Genomic DNA, 21,100 nt, shown 5'->3' with positions numbered 1-21,100 from the left:
CATGGCACAGTATTTGGCGGAGCTGGACGGTGTGTTCGCCGCCCTCGCCGACCCGACCCGGCGCGGCGTCATCCGACGCCTCGGGCGCAGCCCGACCACCGTGGGCGACCTCGCCCGCGAGTTCCCGATGACGCTGCCGTCCTTCATGAAGCACGTCCGCACGCTGGAGGCCAGCGGCCTGATCCGCACGGTCAAGCACGGCCGCGTGCGGACCTGCGTGCTCAACCGCGACCGCCTCGCCGTCGTCGACGGCTGGCTCGCGGAGGAGCGGCGGATCTGGGAAGAGCGCACCGACCGCCTCGAACGCCTCGTCACCGAACCGGAGGAGAACCGACCGTGAACCCCGACCTCGACCTCGTCGTGCACCGGGTCATCCGCGCCCCGCGCGCCACCGTGTGGGCCGCGTGGACCGACCCGGACCGCTTCGCCCGGTGGTGGTTGCCCGCGCCGACCGTCTGCCGCGTCGACCGCCTGGACGTGCGGCCGGGCGGCGCGCTCGTGACGCGGATGAGCGACGACGGTGTGGACTTCGTGCCGCACATGGACGTGACGTTCCTCGTCGTCGAGGACCTGGAGCGGATCGTGTTCACCAACACGGTCGACAGCTCCTGGCGTCCCGTGCCTCCCGCGCCGGTGCACCTGACCGCCGAGGTCGTGCTGGCCGACCACGCGGACGGCACGGACTACCGGGTCGTCGTCCGCCACGGCGACCCGGCGTCCCGCACCCGCCACGAGGAACTGGGCTTCTTCGACGGCTGGGGCTCGGTCACCAAGCAGCTCGCCGCGGTGGCGGAGAACCCGTGAAGCTCGTGCTGACGGCGTTCGTCTCCCTCGACGGGGTCAGCCAGGGCCCCGGCTCGCCGACCGAGGACACGAGCGACGGCTTCACCCGTGGCGGCTGGCTGGTGCCGTACCTGGACGAGCTGTTCGTCCGGCGCACCTCCGAGTGGCTGGACCTCGCCGACGGGCTGCTGTTCGGGCGGCGGACCTACGAGGCGTTCGCCCGCGACTGGCCGCGGATCACCGACCCGGACGACCCGTTCACCGAGCGGATGAACGCGCTGCCCAAGTACGTGGTGACCGGCACCCTCGCCGAAGGCGGGTGGGCCCCGACGACCGTGCTGCGCGGCGACCCGCTCCGGACCGTCGCCGGGCTCAAGGCGCGGCCGGGACGGGAACTCCAGGTCCACGGCAGCGCGCGGCTCGGCAACGCCCTGCTGGCGGCGGGTCTCGTCGACACCGTCCGGCTCGTCGTCGCCCCGGTCGTGCTCGGGTCCGGCAGGCGGCTGTTCGACCACCCGACCGGCCCCGTCGGCCTCCGCCTCGACCACCAGGAGGTCACGGCGAACGGCCTGCTGCTGCTCGAGTACTCCGGCGCGGGCGACGCCCCCGTCGCGGAGTACGAGGGCGTCGCGGCCTTCGTCGGCTAGCCGAACACCGACAGCGTGATCCTCGACGGGTGCTCGGGGTCGTGGAAGACCTCGAAGCGGCACGGGACCGCGGTCACCGCGTCGGCCGTCGGGTCGCCGGTGCCGTGGTTGCGGGCGAACCGCGGGAACGCGCCGCCGGACACCTGGACCCGCACCCGGTGGCCGCGGCGGAACCGGTAGGCCGTCGGGTCCAGCTCGACCTCGACGGTGGTGATGCCGTCGTGCGCCGGGACCCGCAGGACGCCGTCGGTGACGTTGAGCGAGACGCCCTTCGCGTCCACGTCGCACAGCCGCACGAACACGTCGGCGTGCGGCGTGGACGTGCGGACGTGGACGGTCGCCGACACCTCGCCGATGACGTCCAGGTCGTGGGCCAGCGGCGGACCGGTGTAGACGAGCACGTCGGCGCGCGCCTCGACGGAGCGGTTGTCGTGCTGCTTCGCCTCGCCGCTGAGCATCGGGCCGCCGACCGTCGGCGTCGGGTCGTTCGGGTCGTAGGTGAACCGGTCCGGCGCGGACTCGGCCGGCTCATCGTCGGACAGGCCCCCGACGGACTGGAAGCGCAGGTCACGCGGCTTCGACTCGGCGGGCGGCCACTGCTCGAAGTCGAGCCAGCGGTTCGCGCCCTGGAGGAAGATCCGCACGGGCGGCCGGTGCAACTGGGCGCGGTCGTCCAGCAGGTGCGCGGCCAGCCAGGACGCCTGGTCGCTGATCATCGGTCCCATGCTGGCGGGCTCGCCGTGCTTCCACGGCCCCACGGTCAGCCGGGAGCGGACACCGGCGGACTGGAGCTCCTTGAAGTCGCGCAGCTGCCGGGCGAGGAACAGGTCGTACCAGCCGGTGACCATGCTCGTCGGCGTGGTCAGCTCGGCCAGCCGCCCGCTGTGGTCGGTCTCCGCCCAGTCCTGCGGCGACTCGGCGTGCGAGGTCACGTCCTGGAGGAAAGGCACGGTCTTGCCGATGGCGGCGACGTCCGCGCCGCGCAGCGGCAGGTGCGCCATGGCGGTGCGGGTGCGCTTGGTCTGGAGCGGGTTGGGGAGGGCGGCGAACCGCTCCTCCTGCCTGCCGATCGTGGCCGACCACGACAGCATGTTGTCCAGCGCCAGCACCCCGCCGGGGTAGAAGGCCGAGGTGAACTCCGACGCGGTGATGCCGAGGCACATGGCCTCCAGCGGCGGGTCCAGGTACGGCGCGACCGCCCACTGCGTGTGCCCGAGGTAGCTCCCGCCCGCCATCGCCAGCCGCCCGTCGCACCACGGCTGCTCCCGCAGCCAGGCCGCGGTCGCCAGCCCGTCCTCCTTCTCCTGCCGGAACGCCCGGAACTCCCCGCCGGACCCGAAGGTGCCGCGCACGCTCTGCACCACCACCTGGAACCCGCGCCGCGCGAACGTGCCGCCGAACAACGCCCCCAACGGCCCGCGCCGCCCGTACGGCGTCCGCACCAGCACCACCGGCAACGGCTGGGTGCCCGGCGGCCGGTACCGATCGGCCAACAACCGCACCCCGTCCGGCATGGGGATCACCACGTCCCTCGTCACGACGGGCTTGGGCACCTCAGCCACGGGCAGACCGAGAACCTTGTCGACGAGGCGATCCAGCACGGGCGTCCACCTTTGCAGTTAACGTCGGATAACCCGAGGCTACCCGCGCGTCCCGCCCACGCGCCGGGCCGGAAGTCCCCGGTTCACGCGATCGGGGCGTCGAGCCGGGCGGGGAAATGCGGTGGCCGCCAGCAGCCGAGTGCGCGATAGTTCCACCAGTCGAGTCGAGCGGGGAGGCCGGGATGATGCGGAGTTGGCGTGGTTTCGCGATGGCCGTCCGTTCGAACGGGCTGGACGGCTAGGGGTTCCCTCCGGGAAACCGGACTGGCCGGCGTTCGTCGAACCGCCCGGCCCTCCTGCCGATGAGCTTCGGAAGCGGCGCGGTCTCCAACACCGCGGCCTGGCGGGTTCGACTCCTCCCATCGGTGCTCCAGCGCGCACGGCCCGGCGGCCGTCCGGGGCCCATACCCTCGGACTTCCTGGATCGACACCAGGGTGCGCGACCACGACCGGTGTGAGGGGGCGGGTTTCCGCCCCCTCACACAGGGTCAGCAGGCCGCGTAGAGGGCTTCCTGGTTCTTCCGGTACTCCTCCAGGTTCTGCTCGAGCACGTTCTGGAGGATCTTCCGCCCGGCCTCGTAGCAGGCGGCGAGGGGAGCGCTGTCCGCCTCGACCTTCTGCCGCGCGTCCACGTCGCTCTTGATGTCGGCCTGCGTCTTGGTCAGGTTCTTCGCGTTGGCGTCGATCTTCGTGCGGGTGTCGTCGAGGCCCCGCTGCTTCTCCGCGACCTTCTCGGCGAGCGAGGCGTTGCGGGAACTCTGGTTCGAGTAGAGGACGCCGAAGAGGAGCGCGGCGCCGAGCAGCAGCACGGACAGCAGTGACAGCAGGACCACGGGTGTGGCCGACCTCCGGGGCCGCGCCTGCGTGGTCACGTCGTCGTCTAGCACGCGGACATCACCTTGAGCACCGCCGCTTCGAAGACCTGCTGTGGCCCGCCACCCAGGTCGGCCTGCTTCATGGCCCTGGCCGCGTCCTGGCAGTCGGCCATCTTCTTCCCCGTCGCCTCGGCCTTCAGCCTGGCGTTCGACGCGGTGCTCGCGTCGGTCCTCGCCTTCGACAGCAGGCCGTTGCCGTCGAGCAGCATCCCGGTGGCGTCGAGTTGCCGCTGGTCGAGGTCCGCCGCCTCGGCGGTGAGCGCGGCGCCCCGTGCCTTGGCGTCGAAGTACAGGAATCCGAGCGTCCCGGCGGCTCCCACCAGGACGGTGGCCACGACCGCCAAGGCGATCAGACCGGTTCTCCTCCTCCTGGCCGGTGCCGGTGGAGCCGGTTCGGCGGGTTCCTCGGTGATCGGGTACGTCATGGTGGTTCCCCCTGTGTCGTGAACCCCTGATCTTTTCAGGAGGCACGACTCGGCCGGTAGCGGCGTTCGGTCGCTAACGATCTCCGCGCAGGTACCTGGTCACCATGGCGACCAGTTCCTCCTCGAACGCCTCCACCGTGGTCGTTCCGGGGTCCGCCATGAACTTGTGCGTGTTCATCTCCACCGTGAACAGGATGAGGTCCGCGGCGATGTCGGGGTTGGCCACGTGGATGTCGGGGTGGGTGACGATGACCTCGCGGACCTGGGCCGTGCGGAGTTTGCCGTGGCGGTCGATCGTGTCGATCAGCTCCTGCGACACCGGGGCCTCCTCGATCATCACGCGCAGCAGCCGGGGGTCGTCGCGGTGGTTGTCGATCGCGTCGCGGATCAGGGCCCGGACCGCCGCCTCCAGGGTTCCCGGTGCGAGGTCGAGGTCGGCCGCGCCGGTCCACGTGCCGCGGTCGATGTGCTGGACCAGGATCTCGGCCAGGATCGCGTCCTTGTTCGGGAAGTACTGGTACAGCGAGCCGATGGAGACGCGGGCGCGTTCGGCGATGCGGTTCGTGGTGCCAGCGGCGTAGCCGTGCTCGGCGAAAACGTGAGCAGCCGCGGTGAGGATGCGGTCGCGGGTGAGTTCGGCGCGCACCTGGCGGGGCTTCCGACGTGGCTCTAAGCGGCGGTCCGACGAGGGCATCGCGGTCCTTCCCGTGGCTGGCGAAAGCGAGTTTCGAAGACCTGAGCTAATGCTCACAATAGTGCTATGAACAGCGCAAACGTCAAACCTCGTCGCATGACGACGGTCGAGGAGGTCGAGGCCGTCCTGGGCAGGCCGCCGTCGATGATCATGCTGAAGCAGATCGGCGCGCTCGACGACGGCTGTCGGGCGGTCCTCGCGCTCTGCCCGCTCGCGGGCTTCGGCTACCGCGACGCCGACGGCGTGAGCCGCACGACGTTCCTCGGCGGCGCGCCCGGTTTCGCGCGCGTCCACTCGCCCACGCGGATCTCGTTCACCCTGCCCGACGGCGAGGCGCACGGGGCGGTGTCGTTCGTCTTCCTGCTGCCGGGTGTCGGGGAGACGTTGCGCGTCAACGGTTCCGTGGCCAAGAGGAAGGGCGCGGAGACGTTCGTCGACATTCGGGAGGCGTACGTGCACTGCGCGCAGGCCGTCATCCGGTCCCGCCTGTGGCAGCCGCCCGTCGCCGCCGGGCCGACGCCGGAGGTCGACGGTGAGGGACCGCTGCGCGGACCGGGTGTGGCCGCCTTCCTCGCCGCGGCCCCGTTCCTGGCTCTGTCCACTTGGGACACAGAAGGTGGCAGTGACACCAGTCCGCGCGGGGACAGGACGGTCGCCCGGATCCTCGACGGCCGGACGCTCGCCATCCCGGACCGCAAGGGCAACAAGCGCGCGGACAGCCTGCACAACCTCGTCCAGGACGACCGGCTCTCGTTCGCCGCCCTCGTCCCCGGTCGAACCGGCGTGCTGCACGTCCGCGGCCGGGGTTCGATCACCGACGACCCCGCGCTGCTCGCGACGATGGCGCTGCGCGGGACGGCCCCGCACGCGGCGCTGCTGATCGACGTGGAGCACGCCGAGGTGACCTCCAGCGAGGCCGTGGCGCGGTCGCGGGTCTGGACCTCGCACCTGGCGAAGGGCACCGCGCCGGACCTGATGGTGATGGCGGGCGACCACCTCGCCGCGAACATGGCCGCCGCCGAGAAGGGCCTGCTCGCACGGGTGCTCGCGGTCGTCGCCCGGACACCGGGGATCGGTCGGGCGCTGCGCGCGGCGATGAACGTCGCCTACCGGTCCGGGCTGAGGAAGGAGGGGTACGACGACGTCGAGGTCGAGGCGCGGCAGGCCGTCGGGCCGGTGGTGGACACCGGGCTGCGGCAGGTGCGGATCGCCGAGGTGCGCCGCGAGACGCCCAGCGCGGTCACCCTCGTGCTGGAGGACGACGGTCGGCCCTTCGACTTCCGGCCGGGGCAGTTCTTCACGCTCGTCGCCGACATCGACGGCCGACCGGTGCGCCGCGCCTACTCCGCGTCGTCCGCGCCGGGGTCGCCACGGCTGGAGATCACGGTCAAGTACGTCGAGGGCGGCCGGTTCTCGACCCACGTCCACCGCACCCTGCGCGTGGGGGACCGGCTGGCGGTGCGCGGCCCGTCCGGGGCGTTCCACGTCGACCCGGCGGTGGCGCACGAGGTGGTCATGATCGCCGCGGGCAGCGGTGTCACGCCGATGATGAGCATGATCCGGTCACGGCCCGCGGGCCGGATGGCGCTGCTGTGCAGTGACCGGACGCGGGAAGAGGTCATCTTCGCCGACGAACTCCGCGGGCTGGCGTCGGACCGGCTGTCGGTCACGCACGTCCTGACGCGGGAGCGCGGACGCCTCGACGCGGCGGGCGTGCGCGGCTGGCTGGCCGGGGTGCGGCCGTCGGACGACGCCCGGTACTACCTGTGCGGGCCGGAGGCGTTGGTGGACGTCGTCCGGGGCGTGCTGGCCGAGGCGGGCGTGCCGGACGACCGCGTGCACCACGAGCGCTACACCAGCGGGGCCGACAGCGCGGACACGACGACCGCGCCGCAGGAGATGGCCGTCGTGGACGGGGACCACGAGGTCGGCACGGTGGTCGTCGAACCGGGGCAGACGCTGCTCGACGCCGGGCTCGCGGCCGGGCTGCCCATGCCGTACTCGTGCACGGTCGGCAACTGCGGCGACTGCCTGGTGAAGCTCCGGGGTGGCGAGGTCGCGATGTCCGGCCCGAACTGCCTGACGCCGGAGCAGCGGGCCGACGGCTACGTCCTGACCTGCGTGGGCCGTCCGCTCTCCGAAGTCGCCCTGGACATCGCCGAGCCCTCCCCGGACGGGCGTGAGTAGGGTCGAACGGGAAGATCACGAGCGGAGGACGAGATGAAGCGGAACATCAGCTGCCCCTGCGGTGAGCGGATCACCGGCGAGGACGAGGACGACCTGGTCGCCAAGACCCAGCAGCACCTCAAGGAGAACCACCCCGGCCACGACTACTCCCGCGACGAGATCCTCTTCATGGCGTACTGAGCCGACGGGAAAGGGGGCCGCCGCGGCTGCGACGACCCCCCTCCCGAGCCCTGCTACAGGGTGATCTTGTCCACGTTCGGACCGCCGTTCGCCGTGGTGGCGACGGTCTTGATCTTGTTCGTGCCCGCGACCAGGTTCAGCCGCACGGTGGCCGTCGTCCACGTCGTCCACACGCCCGTGCTCGGGAACGCGACGGACGTCGGGCCGGTGACGCCGTTGACGCTGAACGTCATCGGCCGGTTCGCCGTGGTGCCGTTGGCGTAGCGGACGACGACGTCGACCGGGCCCGCCGCGGCGGCGGTCACGGTCCACTCGACCGAGCTGCCCACCACGTTGTCGTAGTTGACGAACCCGGTGCCCGTGTAGCCCGCGTGGTTCGACTCGACCACGCCCTGGACGATCACGGCGTTCTCCGCCTGGTAGTCCACCGGCGTGGTGGTCCCCCCGGTGGTAGTGGCCGAGACCTGGTTGCTCAGCGCCGACGTGTTGCCCGCGGCGTCGCGCGCCTTCACGGTGAACGCGTACGCCCGGTTCGCGGCGAGGCCGGAGACCGTGGCGCTGGTGCCGGTGACCGACGTCGTCGAGACGCCGTCCACGAGCACGTCGTAGCCGGAGACGCCGACGTTGTCGGTCGACGCGTCCCACGCGAGCGACACGCTGCTCGACGTCACGCCCGTGCTCCGCAGGCCGCCGGGCGCGGTCGGCGCCTGGGTGTCGCCGCCACCCCCGCCGCCCGCGGGCACGGTCTGGGTGCCGGTGTTCCAGCCGGAGACCCGGACCGACGGGGCCGAGCCCTTGAGGTCCGACGTCCGGTAGGTCGCCTTGAGCGTGGTCGTCTCACCGGGCCACAGGCTGACCGCGTTGTCGGTCCACTGCACCGGCAGCACCGGCTTGCCCGCCGAGTCGACGACGTGCATGTCGACGTAGAACGCCGGGACCTGGCCGGTCGAGGTGTTCTTCAGCGTGACGGTCGTCGTGGTGGTGCCGTCCGACCCCGTGGTGGAGCTGGCGGTGGTCGAGACGGGCGCCGAGCCCAGACCGGCCAGGCCGGTCAGGTCCGCGGAGGCCGTCGTGGGCGTGTAGTACCAGTCGGTGGCGTCCCAGTTCAGCGTGTCGGGCTTGGTGGACAGCCAGTACACGTTGCGGCTGACCTCCTTGCCCGCCGAGTCCGTGAGGACCAGCTTCGCCAGGTACGTGGTCGACAGCCCGGACACGGCCGGGATGGTCACCACGCTGGTCTTCGCGCCGTCCGCGCCCACCGAGACACCGGTCGACGTCTGCGTGTACTTCTCGGTGCCGTCGAGGTTGAACAGCTTCACGCTGGCCGTGAGACCGCTGACCGCTGCGCGGTTGCGGTTGATCACGACGACGGACTTCGTGTCGTAGGAGTACTGGATGTGCACCGGCTCGTTGGCCTTCTTGGCGCCGTAGTAAGCGCCGTTCTGGTCGAGGTAGGTGTCGAACAGCTGCCAGTGCAGCGACGTCCACCCGCTGTTGAGCATCCAGTAGATGAGGCCCGTCGACGGGTTCGACGAGTCGGTGTAGTTGCGGGCGTGCGACTCGAACTCCGCGCGCACGTTCTCGTACTGCGCCAGCTGCGCCTTGCGGGTGAAGTCCGCCAGGCTCGGCGTCGCGCCGTAGCGCTTGGCCAGCGCGTCGCCGAACAGCTTCAGGTTGCCGAACGTCGAGGACGACGACCGGTGGTACTGCGCCGTGGACGGGCTGGTCCACAGGGTGTTCAGCTCGCTCGCCGACATCATCCGGTTGAGCGTGTCCGTGGTGGGGATGCTCGGCCCGGCGCTGGTCTCGGAGTTGAAGTTCCACGCGCCGCCGCTGTCGGTGTGCGCCTTGTCGTACCAGTAGTTCGGCGGCACGTAGTCGTACGGGCCGTTCATCTTCATGCCCGACGCGCCGAGCTGCGGCGAGGACTTCGCCGACGCCGCCGCGATCACCGGTGCGGGCCAGTCGGCCGCCGCGAGGGCGTCGAGGTAGCCCTTCTCGATGGTCGCGTCCGGCGCGAAGTCGCTGCCGATGTGGAACGAGATGACGCTCGGGTGGTCGCGCAGACGCTCGGCCTCACCGGTCATCGACGCCTTGGCGATCGGGTAGTCCGCGGCGGTCCAGGAGTCGCCCGCCTCGCCGCCGTTCACCTGGCCTTCCCACTTGTCGCAGCACTCCCAGCCCGGCATGGTCAGCACGCCCAGCTCGTCGGCCAGGTCGAAGAACTCGTCCGGCTCGATGTGGCCTTCCAGGCGCACGGTGTTGAGGCCGAGGTCCTTGACGTACTTCAGCTTGTCCGAGGCGTACGTCTTGTTCCACCGCAGGAGCAGGTCGGGGGAGTAGCCGCCGCCGCGGATCAGCAGGTTCTTGCCGTTGATCGAGTACTGCCTGCCGCCGCTGGAGTTCAGCGTCGCCTTCACGTCCCGGACGCCGAAGCGCTTGCTCGTGACGTCGGAGGTCGTGCCGCTGACCGCGGCCGTGAGGCTCAGGTCGTAGAGCGGCTGCGCGCCCATGTCCGCGGGCCACCACACGCTCGGGTTGTCGACGCCGACCACCCCGAAGGTGACGGTCTTCTTCTCCTTGGCCGCCAGCGAGACGGTCTGGGAGATGGCCCGTCCGGCGACCGTGCCGGACACCGTGGTCGACACCGCCGACGCGGAGTCGTTGCGGACGTCGGCCTTGACGGTGAGGTCCACGTGGTTGAGGGAGGGCACGGTCAGCTTGGTGACCACGTGGGCGCCGCGCAGCGCCACCGGGCCGCTGCGGCGGACCAGAACGTCGCGGACGATGCCCATGTTCTGGTCCGGCGGGGTCTGCGCCCAGTCGATCCAGCCCATGGAGAGGTCCTTGAGCGGGTCGTTCGGGTAGACCTTGAACGCGACGCTGTTGACGCCCTCGTGCACCTGGGCCGTCACGTCCAGGTCGTGGCGGGTGTACGCGCCGTTGACCTGGTCCTTCGTCGCGATCCGGGTCCCGTTGACCCAGACGTCGGCCTTGGAGAGGACGCCGCTGAAGTCGAGGTACGTGCGCTGGCCGGACCCGTCGAGGGTGAGGTCGGTGCGGTACCACCACGGGACGGTGAAGTTGGCCTTCGGGACGTCCCGCATCCGGGTGGAGTAGAAGGGGTCCGGGTAGACGTTGTTCTGGACCAGCGCGGCGTAGACGGTCGACCTGGCGGCCGCCGGGTACCAGCCGGAGGTGTTGAAGCCCGGCTTGGAGACCGCGGAGTCGTCGGAGATCCCGGTGGACGTCTGGATGAGGTAGTTCGGGATCGCCGTCGCGGGACCTTCGGCAGCGGCCGCGGCGGTGAGCTGTTGGCCTTCGGCACTGGGGATGACGAGGGCTCCGCACGCCAGCGAGGCCAAGGCCGTCACCAGCAGTATTCGCAGGGGTATACGGGGTCTAACCAGGCGGGTGCTCACTAGCGCGCCTCCTCGGGCACACGGCGGCGGCCGGACCAGGGATTGTTAGGGAACTTTCCTAACAGTTCGTGGATAGTAGCTGTCCGCGAGGGGTTGGGACAGGGGGTAGTGGGTCTTGATCGGGGAATGGCGAAACCCGGCCCCGCCGATCACGGGGCCGGGCGCTGTCGAAGGACTGCGGCGATGTGCTCGGCCTCGTGGAGCGCGGGTGCCTCCCGAGTGAGCGCGGGAGGCACCCGCGACGTGCTCCTCGCCCCGTCCTCGACCGCGCTGAGCGAGCGGACGAGCCGGGGTGCTGCGTCCTCGGTCGGGCGGTGACCAGCGTCGCGGCGGCGGCCGGTGCGTCGGCACGCTCATGGTCCGCCGTGAGGTCGGGGCGGCTCGTGGCGCGCTCTCCGGTGAAGTCCTCAATGGACGGACGGCGCGGAATTAAATGGGATGCGGCAAGGCGGTCCGGTGAGGAGACTGGTGGGCGTTCGACCCGTGTTTCTTCTGGGGAAGGAGGGTTGATGTCCGATCCCGTGACCATGCACTGGGTCCTGACGCACAAGAGCGATTCGCAGATCCGTGCCGAGGACGAGTCGGCGGGCCGGTTGGCGGCGACGTTGTCGCGCCCGGTCAGACGCCTCCGCGCCAGGGTGGGCAAGGCGCTTCGGCGGCCTTGAGCCCGGTGGGTGTGCGTCCTGGGGGAGTGGGGGCGGGGAGATCAACTCCCCGCCCCCACTGTCACGCCGCGAAGGGCGCGCGGTCGATCGAGCAGGTCGCGCCCACCGCGGGCAGGGTGCCCGAGATGAGGTACTCGCGCTTCGCGCGTTCGGCGCACGTGCTGTGGACGAACATCGTGCTGTGGCCCGAGCCCTCGACCGTGAGGACGCGGGTGCGGGCCAGTTCGGCGGCTCCGTCGAGCGCGCCGTGCAGCGGGGTGGACGGGTCGTTGCGGCTGTTGATCACGAGGATCGGGGCCGCGGTCCAGCGGTTCCACGGGCCGGTGTAGCGGTCGGCGTCCTGGTGCCGCCAGGTGGCGCAGGCCATCATGTCGAAGACCGCGATGCGGCCCCAGTACGGGACGCGCTGGTCCTCCGAGGCGCCGTACCGCGTGTAGGTCGACGTGGTGCGCGGGAACGCGCTGTCGACGCACTGGATCGCGTTGAACGACTCGGTGCGGTTGGTGACGTAGGGCTCCGACGCCGTCGTGCGCAGGGCCGCCACGGGTGCGGTGACCAGCGCTTGCAGGGTGCGGGCGGTGTCCTTCCACAGCTCCGGCTGGGCGAGGTCGCCGTTCACCCTGGCGATGAGCGCGGTGTGGTCGAAGGTCTCGCCGTCGACGGTGATCGGGCTCGCCTTGACCCGCGCGACCAGTGCCGCCCACTTGGCCTTGAGGTCGCCGCCCGCGAAGGCGCAGTCGGCTCCGGGGGCCGCGCACTGGCGGAGGAACGAGTCGAACGTCTCCGCCGCGCCCCTGGGGACGTCCTGGCGGGTGTCCAGCGGGACCGCGGTCCCCTGCGAGCCGTGGCCGGTGGCGTTGCCCTCGAAGTCCATCGAGCCGTCGAACGCCATGGCGCGGACCTTGCTCGGGAACAGGTTGGCGTAGACCGCGCCGAGGTGCGTGCCGTAGGAGATGCCGTGGTAGGTCAGCTTCGCGTCGCCCACGGCCTGGCGGAGCAGGTCCAGGTCACGGGCGGTGTTGGCGGTGGAGACGTGCTCCAGCAGGCTCCCCGCGTGCTCGGAGCACCGCCGGGCCAGCTCGTCGTAGCCCGCGTAGAAGGCGGGCTCGTCGGCCGCCGTGGCGGGGAAGTCGCGGAGGCCGCCCAGGAACGACTCCTGCTCGGCCACGGTGTCGAAGCACCGGACCGTGGCGCTGCGGCCGATGCCCCTGGGGTCCCAGGACACCACGTCGAAGCGGGCGCGCAGCTCCGGCGAGAACAGCCACGGCCACTGGCCGCGGGCCCGGAGGCGTTCCACGCCGGAGGCGCCGGGGCCGCCGAAGTTCACGAACAGGGTGCCGATCCGGTGGCTCGGGTCGGTGGCGGGGAGCTTGATCAGGGAGAGGTCGACCTTCGCCGCTGACGGCTGGTCGTAGTCGAGCGGCACGGCGGCCGTGGAGCACTGGAAACCGTCGGCGCAGTCGGTCCACGCCAGCGTCGGCGCGGCGACCCGCCCGGTGTCGGCGAGCGCCTGCGGGACCGCGGTGAGCAGCCCGCAGGCGACGCCCGCGACAGCGGCCAGGGCTATCCATCGAGTTTTCGTCACGGCGCCAACACGCCCGACCGGCACGATCGGTTGCCCATGATCGAAAGATTCGTGCGGATTTCCGAAAGGCGTTGCGCCGCAACGGTTCCGCTACTCGCCGCGCATCGCCCGGCGGATCTCCTCCAGCTTGTCGCGGCCCGCGCGGTCGCGTTCGGCGAGCTGCTCGTCCACCGACTTCGCCTCCGACACGCCGCCGGACAGCTCGGTCGACGCGGTGGACGTGGCGAAGCGGTTCTCGATCTTGTCGCGGACGTAGTCGAAGTTCGGCACGCCCTCGTTCGTGTAGTCGAACTGGGGCGTGACCGGGGCCGCCGGGGCGGGTTCGTCGACCAGTTCCCCCTCGATCGCCAAGGGCTCGTCCTGGGGGTGCTCGGTCATCGCCTGCTCCGTTCGTCGGTTCCTGTTGCGTCCCGCGTCCGCCATTGTTCACCGGTCGAGCGCGTAGCCGTCGTCTGAGGCGGGTATGTCGGACTCATGCACCCGTTGTCCGACATTCCGAGCCTCCTCGCCACGTTCACCGTCGACCACTCCGACCACGACGATCCCGTGCTCCTGAGGCACGACGGGACGATCGTCGACACGTGGCGGCAGAACTACCCGTACGACGAGCGGATGTCGCGGGTGGAGTACGACCACGACAAGCGGATGCTCCAGATCGAGCTGCTGAAGCTCCAGTACTGGATCAAGGAGACCGGGCAGCGGTTGGTGCTCGTGTTCGAGGGGCGCGACGCCGCGGGCAAGGGCGGGACGATCAAGCGGTTCACCGAGCACCTGAACCCCCGCGGCGCGCGGGTGATCGCGTTGGAGAAGCCGTCCGAGCGGGAGCGGACGCAGTGGTACTTCCAGCGGTACGTGGAGCACCTGCCCGCGGCGGGGGAGATGGTGCTGTTCGACCGGTCCTGGTACAACCGCGCCGGGGTCGAGCGGGTGATGGGGTTCTGCTCGGAGACCGAGTACCGCACGTTCCTGCGCCAGGCGCCGGTGTTCGAGGACATGCTGGTCGACGACGGCGTGCACCTGGTGAAGTTCTGGTTCTCCGTGTCGCAGGACGAGCAGCGGACCCGGTTCGCCATCCGGCAGGTGGACCCGGTGCGGCAGTGGAAGCTCAGCGCGATGGACCTGGAGTCGCTGGACAAGTGGGACGACTACACGTCGGCCAAGGTCGCGATGTTCCGCGAGACCGACACGGCGAAGGCGCCGTGGACGGTGGTGAAGAGCAACGATAAGAAGCGGGCCCGGCTGGAGGCGATGCGCAGCCTGCTGGTCCGCTTCGACTACCCGGACCGCGACGACGAGATCGTCGGCAAGCCGGACTCGCGGATCGTCGGCGCGGCGGCCACGCTGCTGGAGTCCGGTGAGGACGACACGGACCTGACGCCGACTCCGCTGCACCCGACCACGCGGGGGCCGGGCCTGCACCCGTAGGGGTTGTGGTGGTTCGGTGAAGGCCCGGCCGCGGCCGCCGGTTGATCGATAGCCTGCGGCCGTGGAGAAGCTGGTGCTGGCCGCGGTGATCGTCCTGGCCACGGCGTACGGCGTGGTGGCGACCGGAGGGGGTGCGCCGGAGCGACCCGGCCGCGGCCCGCTCCGGCACCCTGGGACGTGGCTGCTGGTCGTGGTGGGCCTGGTGCTGGTCAACCAGGTGTTGTTCACCGTCTACGTGCGACGGGTGTGGGGCGGTGACGTCTCGCGGATGGCGAGGCTGGTGCCGGACGGCTGGTTCGCGCTGGCCGACCTCGGCTGGCTCGCAGACCGGTTCCCCGCGCCGGAACTGCTGCCGTGGACGGTGATGCGGGCGCAGTCGGCGCTGGAACTGGCGTTCGGCGTGCTGATGTACCTGCTGGTGTGCCGCTGGTTCGGGGCGGAGGTGTACCGGGCGGCCGTGCGGGCGCGGTGGGCCGTCTCGGCGTCGTACACGGTCACGTTCTGCCTGATCGAGATCGACCTGCCGACCCCGTACACGGTCGACGACCTGGTGATCCGGGTGGTGACCGGCGTGCTCGTGCCGCTGCTGGTCGTCCGGTTGGCCGAAGGTCCGGCCGGACCGCCCCGGCTGGTGCCGTTCGTGGTGTCCGTCGGCGCGCTGGGGGCGTTGGTGCTGGCCGTCTACGACACGGCGTTCCTCTACAACCTGGGCCACCTCGTCGGCTGGCTGCCGGTGGCGGGGACCGCGGCCGCGGTGCTCGTCGTGGCGCGCTGGTGGGCGGCCCGACCCGCCGCCGCTCCCGGACCCACGACCCTGGCCGTCACGTCGTCACTGGGGTGGTTCCTCCTGCTGTTCCTCGTGCCCGCGCTGCCGCTGCGGTACGGGATGATCTTCGGCACGGCCTGGGTGTCGCTGGCCGCGGGCGTGGTGCTGACGGCCGTGGCGCTGTGGCACGGCTGGCCGAGGGAACTGGTCGGGCGGCTGGCGGTCGCCGCCGCAGCGGGGGTCGTGGGCGCGGCGCTCGGGTTCCTGGTGGCAAGCGGTCACACCGAGGCGAGGCTGCTGGCGGCCGCGGCCGGGTTCCTGCTGGCCGGGGGAGTGGTGTGCGCGGTGGCCGACCGCCGGTCGGCCGAATTGGCCAATGGTCCCTATTACTTCAGTGTTGACCGAAACCAGTCCGGGTGACGGGTGCCGAAGGCGGCCTTCGGGAAGGACCGGCCAGGACGGCCGTCACCCCAGCTGGGTGCTGTGCCGGGCCGCGAGAGCCCTGGACGCGCGTTCGACCACGATCTCCAGCGACGCGCCGATGTGCTCGTGCAGCAGGATCAGGGCCTTCTCCAACTGGCCCTCGTGGACGCGTTCCATGATCTCGATGTGCTCGGCGATGGACGTCTCGATCCGGCCCTCGACGATGAAGTCGTACATCCGGACGTTCCGTATGCGGCGGTTCACCGCGATCAGCGCGTCCACCAGCTCCGGGTTGCCGCCCGCGCCGAGCAGGGCCGCGTGGAACCGCTCGTCCTCCAGCACGAACTCCGGCCGCGGCGCGGGCGGGTCGGCGCGCAGGCCGTACCAGTGCTCCAGCTCCGTCTCCAGCGCCTCGGCCGAGTGGCGGACCGACGGGTTCTCGATCGAGCGCGCGATGCCCCGCAGCTCCACGGCGATCCGCACCTCGTAGAGGTCCCTGATCTTGGGCATGTCGGGCACCACGATCGAGTACCCGTAGTCCTCCCGCCGCACCAGCCCGTCGGCCATGAGCCTGGTCAGCGCCTCGCGGACGGGGGTCCGCGAGACGCCGAGCTGCTTGGCCAGCCGTGGTTCGGTGAAGCGCTCCGTGACCGCCAGGTGTCCACTGAGGATCTCGTCGTGCAGGCGCAGGTACACCTGGTCTCGGAGGGATTCGGTCATGGTTCGGGGTCCTTCAGATGGCCATCGCGGCACGGACGCCGTCCAGCGCTCCGGAGCCTCCGGCGCCGGTGGCGGTGATCCGTCCCGCCTCCAGCACGTAGTAGTGGTCGGCGGCGTTCAAGGCGAAGCCTATGTGCTGTTCGACCAGGAGGACGGACAAGCCGCCCGTGGCGGACAGGGTCCTGATCGTGTCCTCGATCTCCGCGACCACGGACGGCTGGATGCCCTCGGTCGGCTCGTCGAGGATGAGCAGCTTCGGCTCGGTGATCAACGCCCGCGCGATGGCGAGCTGCTGGCGTTGGCCGCCGGAGAGCAGACCCGCGCGCCTGCCGAGCATCGGGACCAAGGCGGGGAACAGGTCCAGCGCCTCGGCGATCAGGCGCTTGCCGTCCTTGCGGGTGTCGGCCACGAGCCGCAGGTTGTCCTCCGCCGTGAGCTGCGGGAACGACTGCTGCCCCTGCGGCACGTACGCCAGTCCGCGCTTCACCCGCTCGTTCGGGCGGAGCCTCGTCACGTCCTCGCCGTCCATCAGGACCTGACCGGTCCTGGGCCGCAGCAGGCCTGCCGCGGCGCGCAGCAGGGTGGTCTTGCCCGCGCCGTTGTGGCCCATGATCGCGACCACCGAGTCGTCCGGGACCTCGACCGTCGCGCCGTGCACGACGGTCGAGCGCCCGTAGCCGACGTTGACGTCCACCAGGTCGAGCTTCACGCCTTCACCTCCGTGCGGCCCAGGTAGACCTCCTGGACCTTGGGGTCGGCCTGCACCTGGGCGACGGTGCCCTCGCTGAGCACCTTGCCCGCGTGCAGCACGGTCACCGAGGTGGCGAACGAGCGCATGAAGTCCATGTCGTGCTCGACCACGACGACCGTGCAGTTCTCGCCGATCCGCTGGAGCAGCTCGCCGGTCTGCTGGCGTTCCTCGGCGCTCATGCCCGCGACCGGCTCGTCGAGCAGCAGCACCTTGGAGTCCTGCACGAGGAGCATGCCGATCTCCAGCCACTGCTTCTGCCCGTGCGCGAGCACGCCCGCCTGCTGGTCGCGCAGGTCGGTGAGCCCGATGACCTCCAGCGCCGACTCGACCTCCGGAGGGGTGGACGACCGCTTCCGCAGCATCGTCAACGGTCCGCGTCCCGCGCCCGCGGCGATGTCGAGGTTCTGGAGGACGGTCAGCTCCTCGAACACGCTGGCGGTCTGGAACGTCCGCCCGACGCCGAGCCGGGCGATCTTGTGCACCTTGCGGTTGAGCAGTTCGGTGCGGCCGAACGTGGCGGACCCGGTCGCCGGGACGAGGCCGGTGATGGCGTCGACCAGCGTGGTCTTGCCCGCGCCGTTCGGGCCGATGAGGAACCGCAGGTCCCCCTGGAGGACGGTCATGGTCACGCCGTCGACGGCGACGAAGCCGTCGAAGGTGACCCGGACGTCGGTGAGTTCTAGGTAGTCGCTCTTCACGCCGTCTCCCTGCGCCGGTTGAGGATCGAGCCCGCGGTGGACAGCCCGCGCGGCAGGAACGCCACGACGAGCACGAACAGGGCGCCCTGGAAGTAGATCCAGAACGACGGGAAGCTCTCCGACAGCGACGTCTGCGCCCACGCCACCGCGATGGCGCCGAGCGCCGGGCCGAACAGCGTGGAGCGGCCGCCGATGGCGACGCCGATGAGGAACGCGATCGAGGGCACCACGCCCACGCTGGCGGGGGAGATGATGCCGACGATCGGGACGAACAGCGCGCCCGCGACGCCCGCCATCGCCGCGGCGACGACGTAGGCGACGATCTTGACGTTGGCGGGGTCGTAGCCGAGGAACCGGACGCGGTTCTCCTGGTCGCGGACGGCGATCAGCAGTTCGCCGTAGCGGGAGCGGTAGAGCTGCCACACGACCAGCAGCATGGCCAGCAGGGTGCCCGCGGCGATGTAGAAGAGCATCCGCTTGTTGACCGGGTCGAAGAGGTTGAAGCCGAAGAACGAGCGGAACCCGTTGAGCCCGTTCGTGCCGCCGATGGTGGCCTGCTGGCCGACCAGCAGGATCGCGAACGCGGCCGCGAGCGCCTGCGAGAGAATCGCGAAGTACGCGCCGCGCACCCGCCGTCGGAAGATCGCCATGCCGAGCCCGAACGCCACGAGCGCCGGGACCAGCACGATCGCCAGTACCGTGACGACGGGGTTGCGGAACGGCTCCCACCAGCCCGGCACGACACCGGACCCGTAGAGCTTCATGAAGTCCGGCACACCGGTGGGCCCGGCGTCGGCCAGCTTGAGGTGCATGGCCATCACGTACGCGCCGAGGCCGAAGAACACACCCTGGCCCAGCGTCAGCATCCCGCCGCGACCCCAGGCCAGGCCGATGCCGACGGCCACGATGGCGTAGCAGACGAACCGGCCCAGCAGCGCGAGCCGGAAGTCCGAGAGCAGGGCGGGCGCGAGCACCAGCAGTGCCACGGCGATGACCGCGAAGGTGGCGATCTTGGGGTATTCGCCCTTCATGCGAGGCTCCTCGTCCGGATGCTGAAGATGCCCTGCGGGCGGATCTGGAGGAACACGACGATCACCACGAACACGGCCACCTTCGCGAGGCTCGCGGTGGTGGAGTACTCGAACGTCGCCTGCATCAGGCCGAGGCCGAACGCGGCGATGACCGTGCCCTTGATCTGGCCGATGCCACCCGCCACGACGACCAGGAACGCGTCGACGATGTAGTTCGTGCCGAGCGTCGGGCCGGTGGAGCCGAGCAGCGTGAGCGCCACCCCGGCGATCCCGGCGAGGCCGGAGCCGATGAAGAACGTGAGCCGGTCGGTGTTGCGGGTGGAGATGCCCGCCGTCTCGGCCAGGTCGCGGTTCTGCACGACGCCGCGGATCCGCCTGCCCAGCGAGGTCTTGGTGAGGACGACGGCGAGCGTGCCGACGGCGGCGACGGACAGGGCCAGGATGAACAGCCGGGCGCCGGGCACCTGGGTGAAGCCGAGGTCGACGCTGCCGGAGAGCCACGTGGGCGCCTTCACGTCCACGTTGGGAGCGCCGAACACGTCCCGCGCCACCTGTTGCAGGATCAGGGCCACGCCCCAGGTGACGAGCAGCGTGTCCAGCGGGCGCTGGTACATGCGGTGGATGAGCAGCACTTCCAGGACCAGGCCGAGCAGCCCGCCGATGAGGAACCCGAGCGGGATGGACACGATCAGCGCCAGACCGGCGTCGGCGATGAAGCCCTGCACGACGAACACCGTGTAGGCGCCCGCCATCATGAACTCGCCGTGCGCCATGTTGATGACGCCCATCTGGCCGAAGGTCAGGGACAGGCCGAGCGCGGCGAGCAGCAGCACCGACCCCAGGGACAGGCCCGCGAACAGCTGGCCGAACAACGCTTCCACGCGGATCTCCTCTCGCGACGGGGGAGGCGGGGGCGGCGCGTGGGACGCCGCCCCCGCGGGGCTCAGCTCGACAGGCCGGTGGCCCAGGAGTAGCTCTTGAGGAACGGGTCGGGCTCGATCGGCTTGCCGCTGCTCCACTCGGTGTGGATCAGCCCGTCGGTGCCGACCTTGCCGATCAGCGCGGTCTTGGCGATGTGGTGGTTCTCGCCGTTGACGGTCACGGACCCCTCGGGCGCCTCGTAGGTCACGCCGCCGGAGGCCTTCTTCACGTCGTCCGGCGTGAACGACTTCGCCTTCTCCACCATGGCCTTCCACAGGAACAGCGAGGTGTAGGCGGCCTCCATCGGGTCGGAGGTCACGCGGGTCGCGCCGTACTTCGCCTTGAACGCCTCGACGAACGTCTTGTTCGTCGGCGAGTCGACGGTCTGGTAGTAGTTCCACGCGGTGAGCTGGCCGACCAGGTTGTCGACGCCGACGCCGCCGACCTCCTCCTCGGCGATCGACACCGACACGACCGGCATGGCCGCCGCGGTGAGGCCTGCGTTCTTGTACTCCTTGAAGAACGCCACGTTCGAGTCGCCGTTGAGCGTGTTGAACACCGCGGCCGAGCCGGAGCCCTTGAGCTTGTTGACGATCGTGGCGAAGTCGGTGTGGCCGAGCGGCGCGTACTCCTCGCCCTTGACCTCGATGCCGTTGGCCTTGGCGTAGGCCTGGATGATCTTGTTCGCGGTGCGCGGGAACACGTAGTCCGAGCCCACCAGGAAGAGCGTCTTGACGCCCTTCTCCTTCAGGTAGTCCAACGCGGGCACGATCTGCTGGTTGGTGGTCGCGCCGGTGTAGAAGATGTTCGGCGACGCCTCCAGGCCCTCGTACTGCACCGGGTAGAACAGCAGGCCGTTCGCGCCCTCGAACACCGGCAGCATCGCCTTGCGGGAGGACGAGGTCCAGCCGCCGAACACCGCGGCCACGCAGTCGGAGCTGATCAGCTTCGTCGCCTTCTCGGCGAACACGGTCGGCTCGGACGCGCCGTCCTCGGTCACGACCGAGAGCTTCTTGCCCAGCACGCCGCCCTTGGCGTTGATCTGCTCCACGGCCAGGTTGAGCGAGTCGTTGACCGTCTTCTCGCTGATCGCCATCGTGCCGGACAGGGAGTTGAGCAGGCCGATCTTGACGGAGTCGCCGGAGGTTTCCACGCAGGACGCGGCTCCGGACGTGCCGCCGGAGCCGGTGTCGGAGGTGCGGCTGCCGCAGGCACCGAGCAGCAGGACGGCGGACAGCAGAGCGGTGACACGTCGTGTTCCAGTGTTCACGGTTGCGCCTTTCGAGGGGGACCGGGGGATG

General features: G+C 70.6%; 21 protein-coding genes. 8 read left to right on the top strand and 13 right to left on the bottom strand.

The genetic code is table 11. The features are described 5' to 3' along the window. Position 1: 1 nt before the first annotated feature. From ACFWW9_RS16205 to ACFWW9_RS16195, 3 genes are read left to right on the top strand one after another with little or no spacing between them, the layout of a single operon-like run. Positions 2–340 (top strand): ArsR/SmtB family transcription factor, encoded by a 339-nt coding sequence (locus ACFWW9_RS16205; RefSeq protein ID WP_390377421.1) that lies wholly within the window; start codon positions 2–4, stop codon positions 338–340. Then, entirely contained in the window at positions 337–804 is a 468-nt protein-coding gene (locus ACFWW9_RS16200) for an SRPBCC domain-containing protein (protein WP_390377418.1), read from the top strand. The genes ACFWW9_RS16205 and ACFWW9_RS16200 overlap by 4 nt, the downstream gene beginning before the upstream one ends. Beyond that, positions 801–1,430 (top strand): dihydrofolate reductase family protein, encoded by a 630-nt coding sequence (locus ACFWW9_RS16195; protein ID WP_390377415.1) that lies wholly within the window; start codon positions 801–803, stop codon positions 1,428–1,430. The genes ACFWW9_RS16200 and ACFWW9_RS16195 overlap by 4 nt, the downstream gene beginning before the upstream one ends. On the opposite strand, the gene ACFWW9_RS16190 is transcribed toward ACFWW9_RS16195, so the two are convergent. The 4 genes from ACFWW9_RS16190 to ACFWW9_RS16175 form a co-directional block, all read right to left on the bottom strand. Continuing rightward, complete coding sequence (locus ACFWW9_RS16190; protein WP_390377411.1) at positions 1,427–3,031, bottom strand: CocE/NonD family hydrolase; 1,605 nt, start codon at positions 3,029–3,031, stop codon at positions 1,427–1,429. The genes ACFWW9_RS16195 and ACFWW9_RS16190 overlap by 4 nt on opposite strands. Positions 3,032–3,519: 488 nt before the next feature. Beyond that, a complete protein-coding gene (locus ACFWW9_RS16185) occupies positions 3,520–3,918 on the bottom strand; it encodes a hypothetical protein (RefSeq protein ID WP_390377408.1) in 399 nt (132 codons plus the stop codon). Then, complete coding sequence (locus ACFWW9_RS16180; protein WP_390377405.1) at positions 3,912–4,331, bottom strand: hypothetical protein; 420 nt, start codon at positions 4,329–4,331, stop codon at positions 3,912–3,914. The genes ACFWW9_RS16185 and ACFWW9_RS16180 overlap by 7 nt, the downstream gene beginning before the upstream one ends. Positions 4,332–4,404: 73 nt before the next feature. Next, a complete protein-coding gene (locus ACFWW9_RS16175; protein WP_390377403.1) occupies positions 4,405–4,977 on the bottom strand; it encodes a TetR/AcrR family transcriptional regulator in 573 nt (190 codons plus the stop codon). A 144-nt stretch (positions 4,978–5,121) separates the two neighbouring features. Between ACFWW9_RS16175 and ACFWW9_RS16170 the strand changes: the two genes are divergently transcribed. Both ACFWW9_RS16170 and ACFWW9_RS16165 read left to right on the top strand, forming a co-directional pair. Then, a complete protein-coding gene (locus ACFWW9_RS16170; RefSeq protein ID WP_390377400.1) occupies positions 5,122–7,212 on the top strand; it encodes a 2Fe-2S iron-sulfur cluster-binding protein in 2,091 nt (696 codons plus the stop codon). A 33-nt stretch (positions 7,213–7,245) separates the two neighbouring features. Continuing rightward, the gene (locus tag ACFWW9_RS16165) at positions 7,246–7,392 is read left to right on the top strand and encodes a DUF1059 domain-containing protein (RefSeq protein ID WP_390377397.1); all 147 of its coding nucleotides are present in this window, start codon (positions 7,246–7,248) and stop codon (positions 7,390–7,392) included. A gap of 53 nt (positions 7,393–7,445) precedes the next feature. On the opposite strand, the gene ACFWW9_RS16160 is transcribed toward ACFWW9_RS16165, so the two are convergent. Continuing rightward, entirely contained in the window at positions 7,446–10,757 is a 3,312-nt protein-coding gene (locus tag ACFWW9_RS16160) for a fibronectin type III domain-containing protein (RefSeq protein ID WP_390377523.1), read from the bottom strand. A gap of 566 nt (positions 10,758–11,323) precedes the next feature. Between ACFWW9_RS16160 and ACFWW9_RS16155 the strand changes: the two genes are divergently transcribed. Further along, the gene (locus ACFWW9_RS16155; protein ID WP_390377394.1) at positions 11,324–11,479 is read left to right on the top strand and encodes a hypothetical protein; all 156 of its coding nucleotides are present in this window, start codon (positions 11,324–11,326) and stop codon (positions 11,477–11,479) included. A 61-nt stretch (positions 11,480–11,540) separates the two neighbouring features. Here ACFWW9_RS16155 and ACFWW9_RS16150 read toward each other — a convergent pair whose 3' ends face one another. Then, complete coding sequence (locus tag ACFWW9_RS16150) at positions 11,541–13,064, bottom strand: alpha/beta hydrolase (protein ID WP_390377391.1); 1,524 nt, start codon at positions 13,062–13,064, stop codon at positions 11,541–11,543. Positions 13,065–13,154: 90 nt separating this feature from the next. Beyond that, complete coding sequence (locus ACFWW9_RS16145) at positions 13,155–13,442, bottom strand: hypothetical protein (RefSeq protein WP_390377388.1); 288 nt, start codon at positions 13,440–13,442, stop codon at positions 13,155–13,157. 96 nt (positions 13,443–13,538) lie between these two features. Here ACFWW9_RS16145 and ppk2 point away from each other — a divergent pair, with 96 nt between their 5' ends. Both ppk2 and ACFWW9_RS16135 read left to right on the top strand, forming a co-directional pair. Next, positions 13,539–14,489 carry a polyphosphate kinase 2 gene (gene ppk2, locus ACFWW9_RS16140; protein ID WP_390377385.1) on the top strand — a complete coding sequence of 317 codons (951 nt, stop codon included), beginning with the start codon at positions 13,539–13,541 and terminating at the stop codon, positions 14,487–14,489. A 61-nt stretch (positions 14,490–14,550) separates the two neighbouring features. Beyond that, entirely contained in the window at positions 14,551–15,675 is a 1,125-nt protein-coding gene (locus tag ACFWW9_RS16135; protein ID WP_390377382.1) for a hypothetical protein, read from the top strand. 45 nt (positions 15,676–15,720) lie between these two features. On the opposite strand, the gene ACFWW9_RS16130 is transcribed toward ACFWW9_RS16135, so the two are convergent. The 6 genes from ACFWW9_RS16130 to urtA all read right to left on the bottom strand — a co-directional run bounded on the left by ACFWW9_RS16130 (position 15,721) and on the right by urtA (position 21,069). After that, positions 15,721–16,398, bottom strand: a complete 678-nt coding sequence (locus tag ACFWW9_RS16130) for a GntR family transcriptional regulator (protein ID WP_390377380.1) — start codon at positions 16,396–16,398, stop codon at positions 15,721–15,723. 13 nt (positions 16,399–16,411) lie between these two features. Beyond that, positions 16,412–17,107, bottom strand: coding sequence for an urea ABC transporter ATP-binding subunit UrtE (urtE, locus tag ACFWW9_RS16125; RefSeq protein WP_390377377.1), 696 nt, complete (start codon positions 17,105–17,107; stop codon positions 16,412–16,414). Then, the gene (gene urtD, locus ACFWW9_RS16120) at positions 17,104–17,847 is read right to left on the bottom strand and encodes an urea ABC transporter ATP-binding protein UrtD (protein ID WP_390377374.1); all 744 of its coding nucleotides are present in this window, start codon (positions 17,845–17,847) and stop codon (positions 17,104–17,106) included. Before urtD ends, urtE begins: the two co-directional genes overlap by 4 nt. After that, the gene (gene urtC, locus ACFWW9_RS16115; RefSeq protein WP_390377371.1) at positions 17,844–18,878 is read right to left on the bottom strand and encodes an urea ABC transporter permease subunit UrtC; all 1,035 of its coding nucleotides are present in this window, start codon (positions 18,876–18,878) and stop codon (positions 17,844–17,846) included. Before urtC ends, urtD begins: the two co-directional genes overlap by 4 nt. Next, positions 18,875–19,759, bottom strand: coding sequence for an urea ABC transporter permease subunit UrtB (urtB, locus tag ACFWW9_RS16110; RefSeq protein WP_390377369.1), 885 nt, complete (start codon positions 19,757–19,759; stop codon positions 18,875–18,877). Before urtB ends, urtC begins: the two co-directional genes overlap by 4 nt. A gap of 62 nt (positions 19,760–19,821) precedes the next feature. Further along, positions 19,822–21,069, bottom strand: a complete 1,248-nt coding sequence (gene urtA / locus ACFWW9_RS16105) for an urea ABC transporter substrate-binding protein (RefSeq protein ID WP_390377366.1) — start codon at positions 21,067–21,069, stop codon at positions 19,822–19,824. Between the last annotated feature and the right edge of the window lie 31 nt (positions 21,070–21,100).

Source organism: Umezawaea sp. NPDC059074 (assembly GCF_042738955.1).
In the GTDB taxonomy this organism is placed as follows: domain Bacteria; phylum Actinomycetota; class Actinomycetes; order Mycobacteriales; family Pseudonocardiaceae; genus Umezawaea.
Note: the sequence above shows the minus strand (reverse complement) of the source record. Positions and strands in the feature narration are given on the sequence as shown.

Excerpts from the sequence above, each read along its gene's own strand:
- ACFWW9_RS16205 (WP_390377421.1), top strand. The coding sequence starts at position 2 with ATGGCACAGTATTTGGCGGAGCTGGACGGTGTGTTCGCCGCCCTCGCC.
- ACFWW9_RS16180 (WP_390377405.1), bottom strand. The coding sequence starts at position 4,331 with ATGACGTACCCGATCACCGAGGAACCCGCCGAACCGGCTCCACCGGCA.
- ACFWW9_RS16170 (WP_390377400.1), top strand. The coding sequence starts at position 5,122 with ATGACGACGGTCGAGGAGGTCGAGGCCGTCCTGGGCAGGCCGCCGTCG.
- ACFWW9_RS16165 (WP_390377397.1), top strand. The coding sequence starts at position 7,246 with ATGAAGCGGAACATCAGCTGCCCCTGCGGTGAGCGGATCACCGGCGAG.
- ACFWW9_RS16155 (WP_390377394.1), top strand. The coding sequence starts at position 11,324 with ATGTCCGATCCCGTGACCATGCACTGGGTCCTGACGCACAAGAGCGAT.
- ACFWW9_RS16145 (WP_390377388.1), bottom strand. The coding sequence starts at position 13,442 with ATGACCGAGCACCCCCAGGACGAGCCCTTGGCGATCGAGGGGGAACTG.
- ppk2 (WP_390377385.1), top strand. The coding sequence starts at position 13,539 with ATGCACCCGTTGTCCGACATTCCGAGCCTCCTCGCCACGTTCACCGTC.
- ACFWW9_RS16130 (WP_390377380.1), bottom strand. The coding sequence starts at position 16,398 with ATGACCGAATCCCTCCGAGACCAGGTGTACCTGCGCCTGCACGACGAG.
- urtC (WP_390377371.1), bottom strand. The coding sequence starts at position 18,878 with ATGAAGGGCGAATACCCCAAGATCGCCACCTTCGCGGTCATCGCCGTG.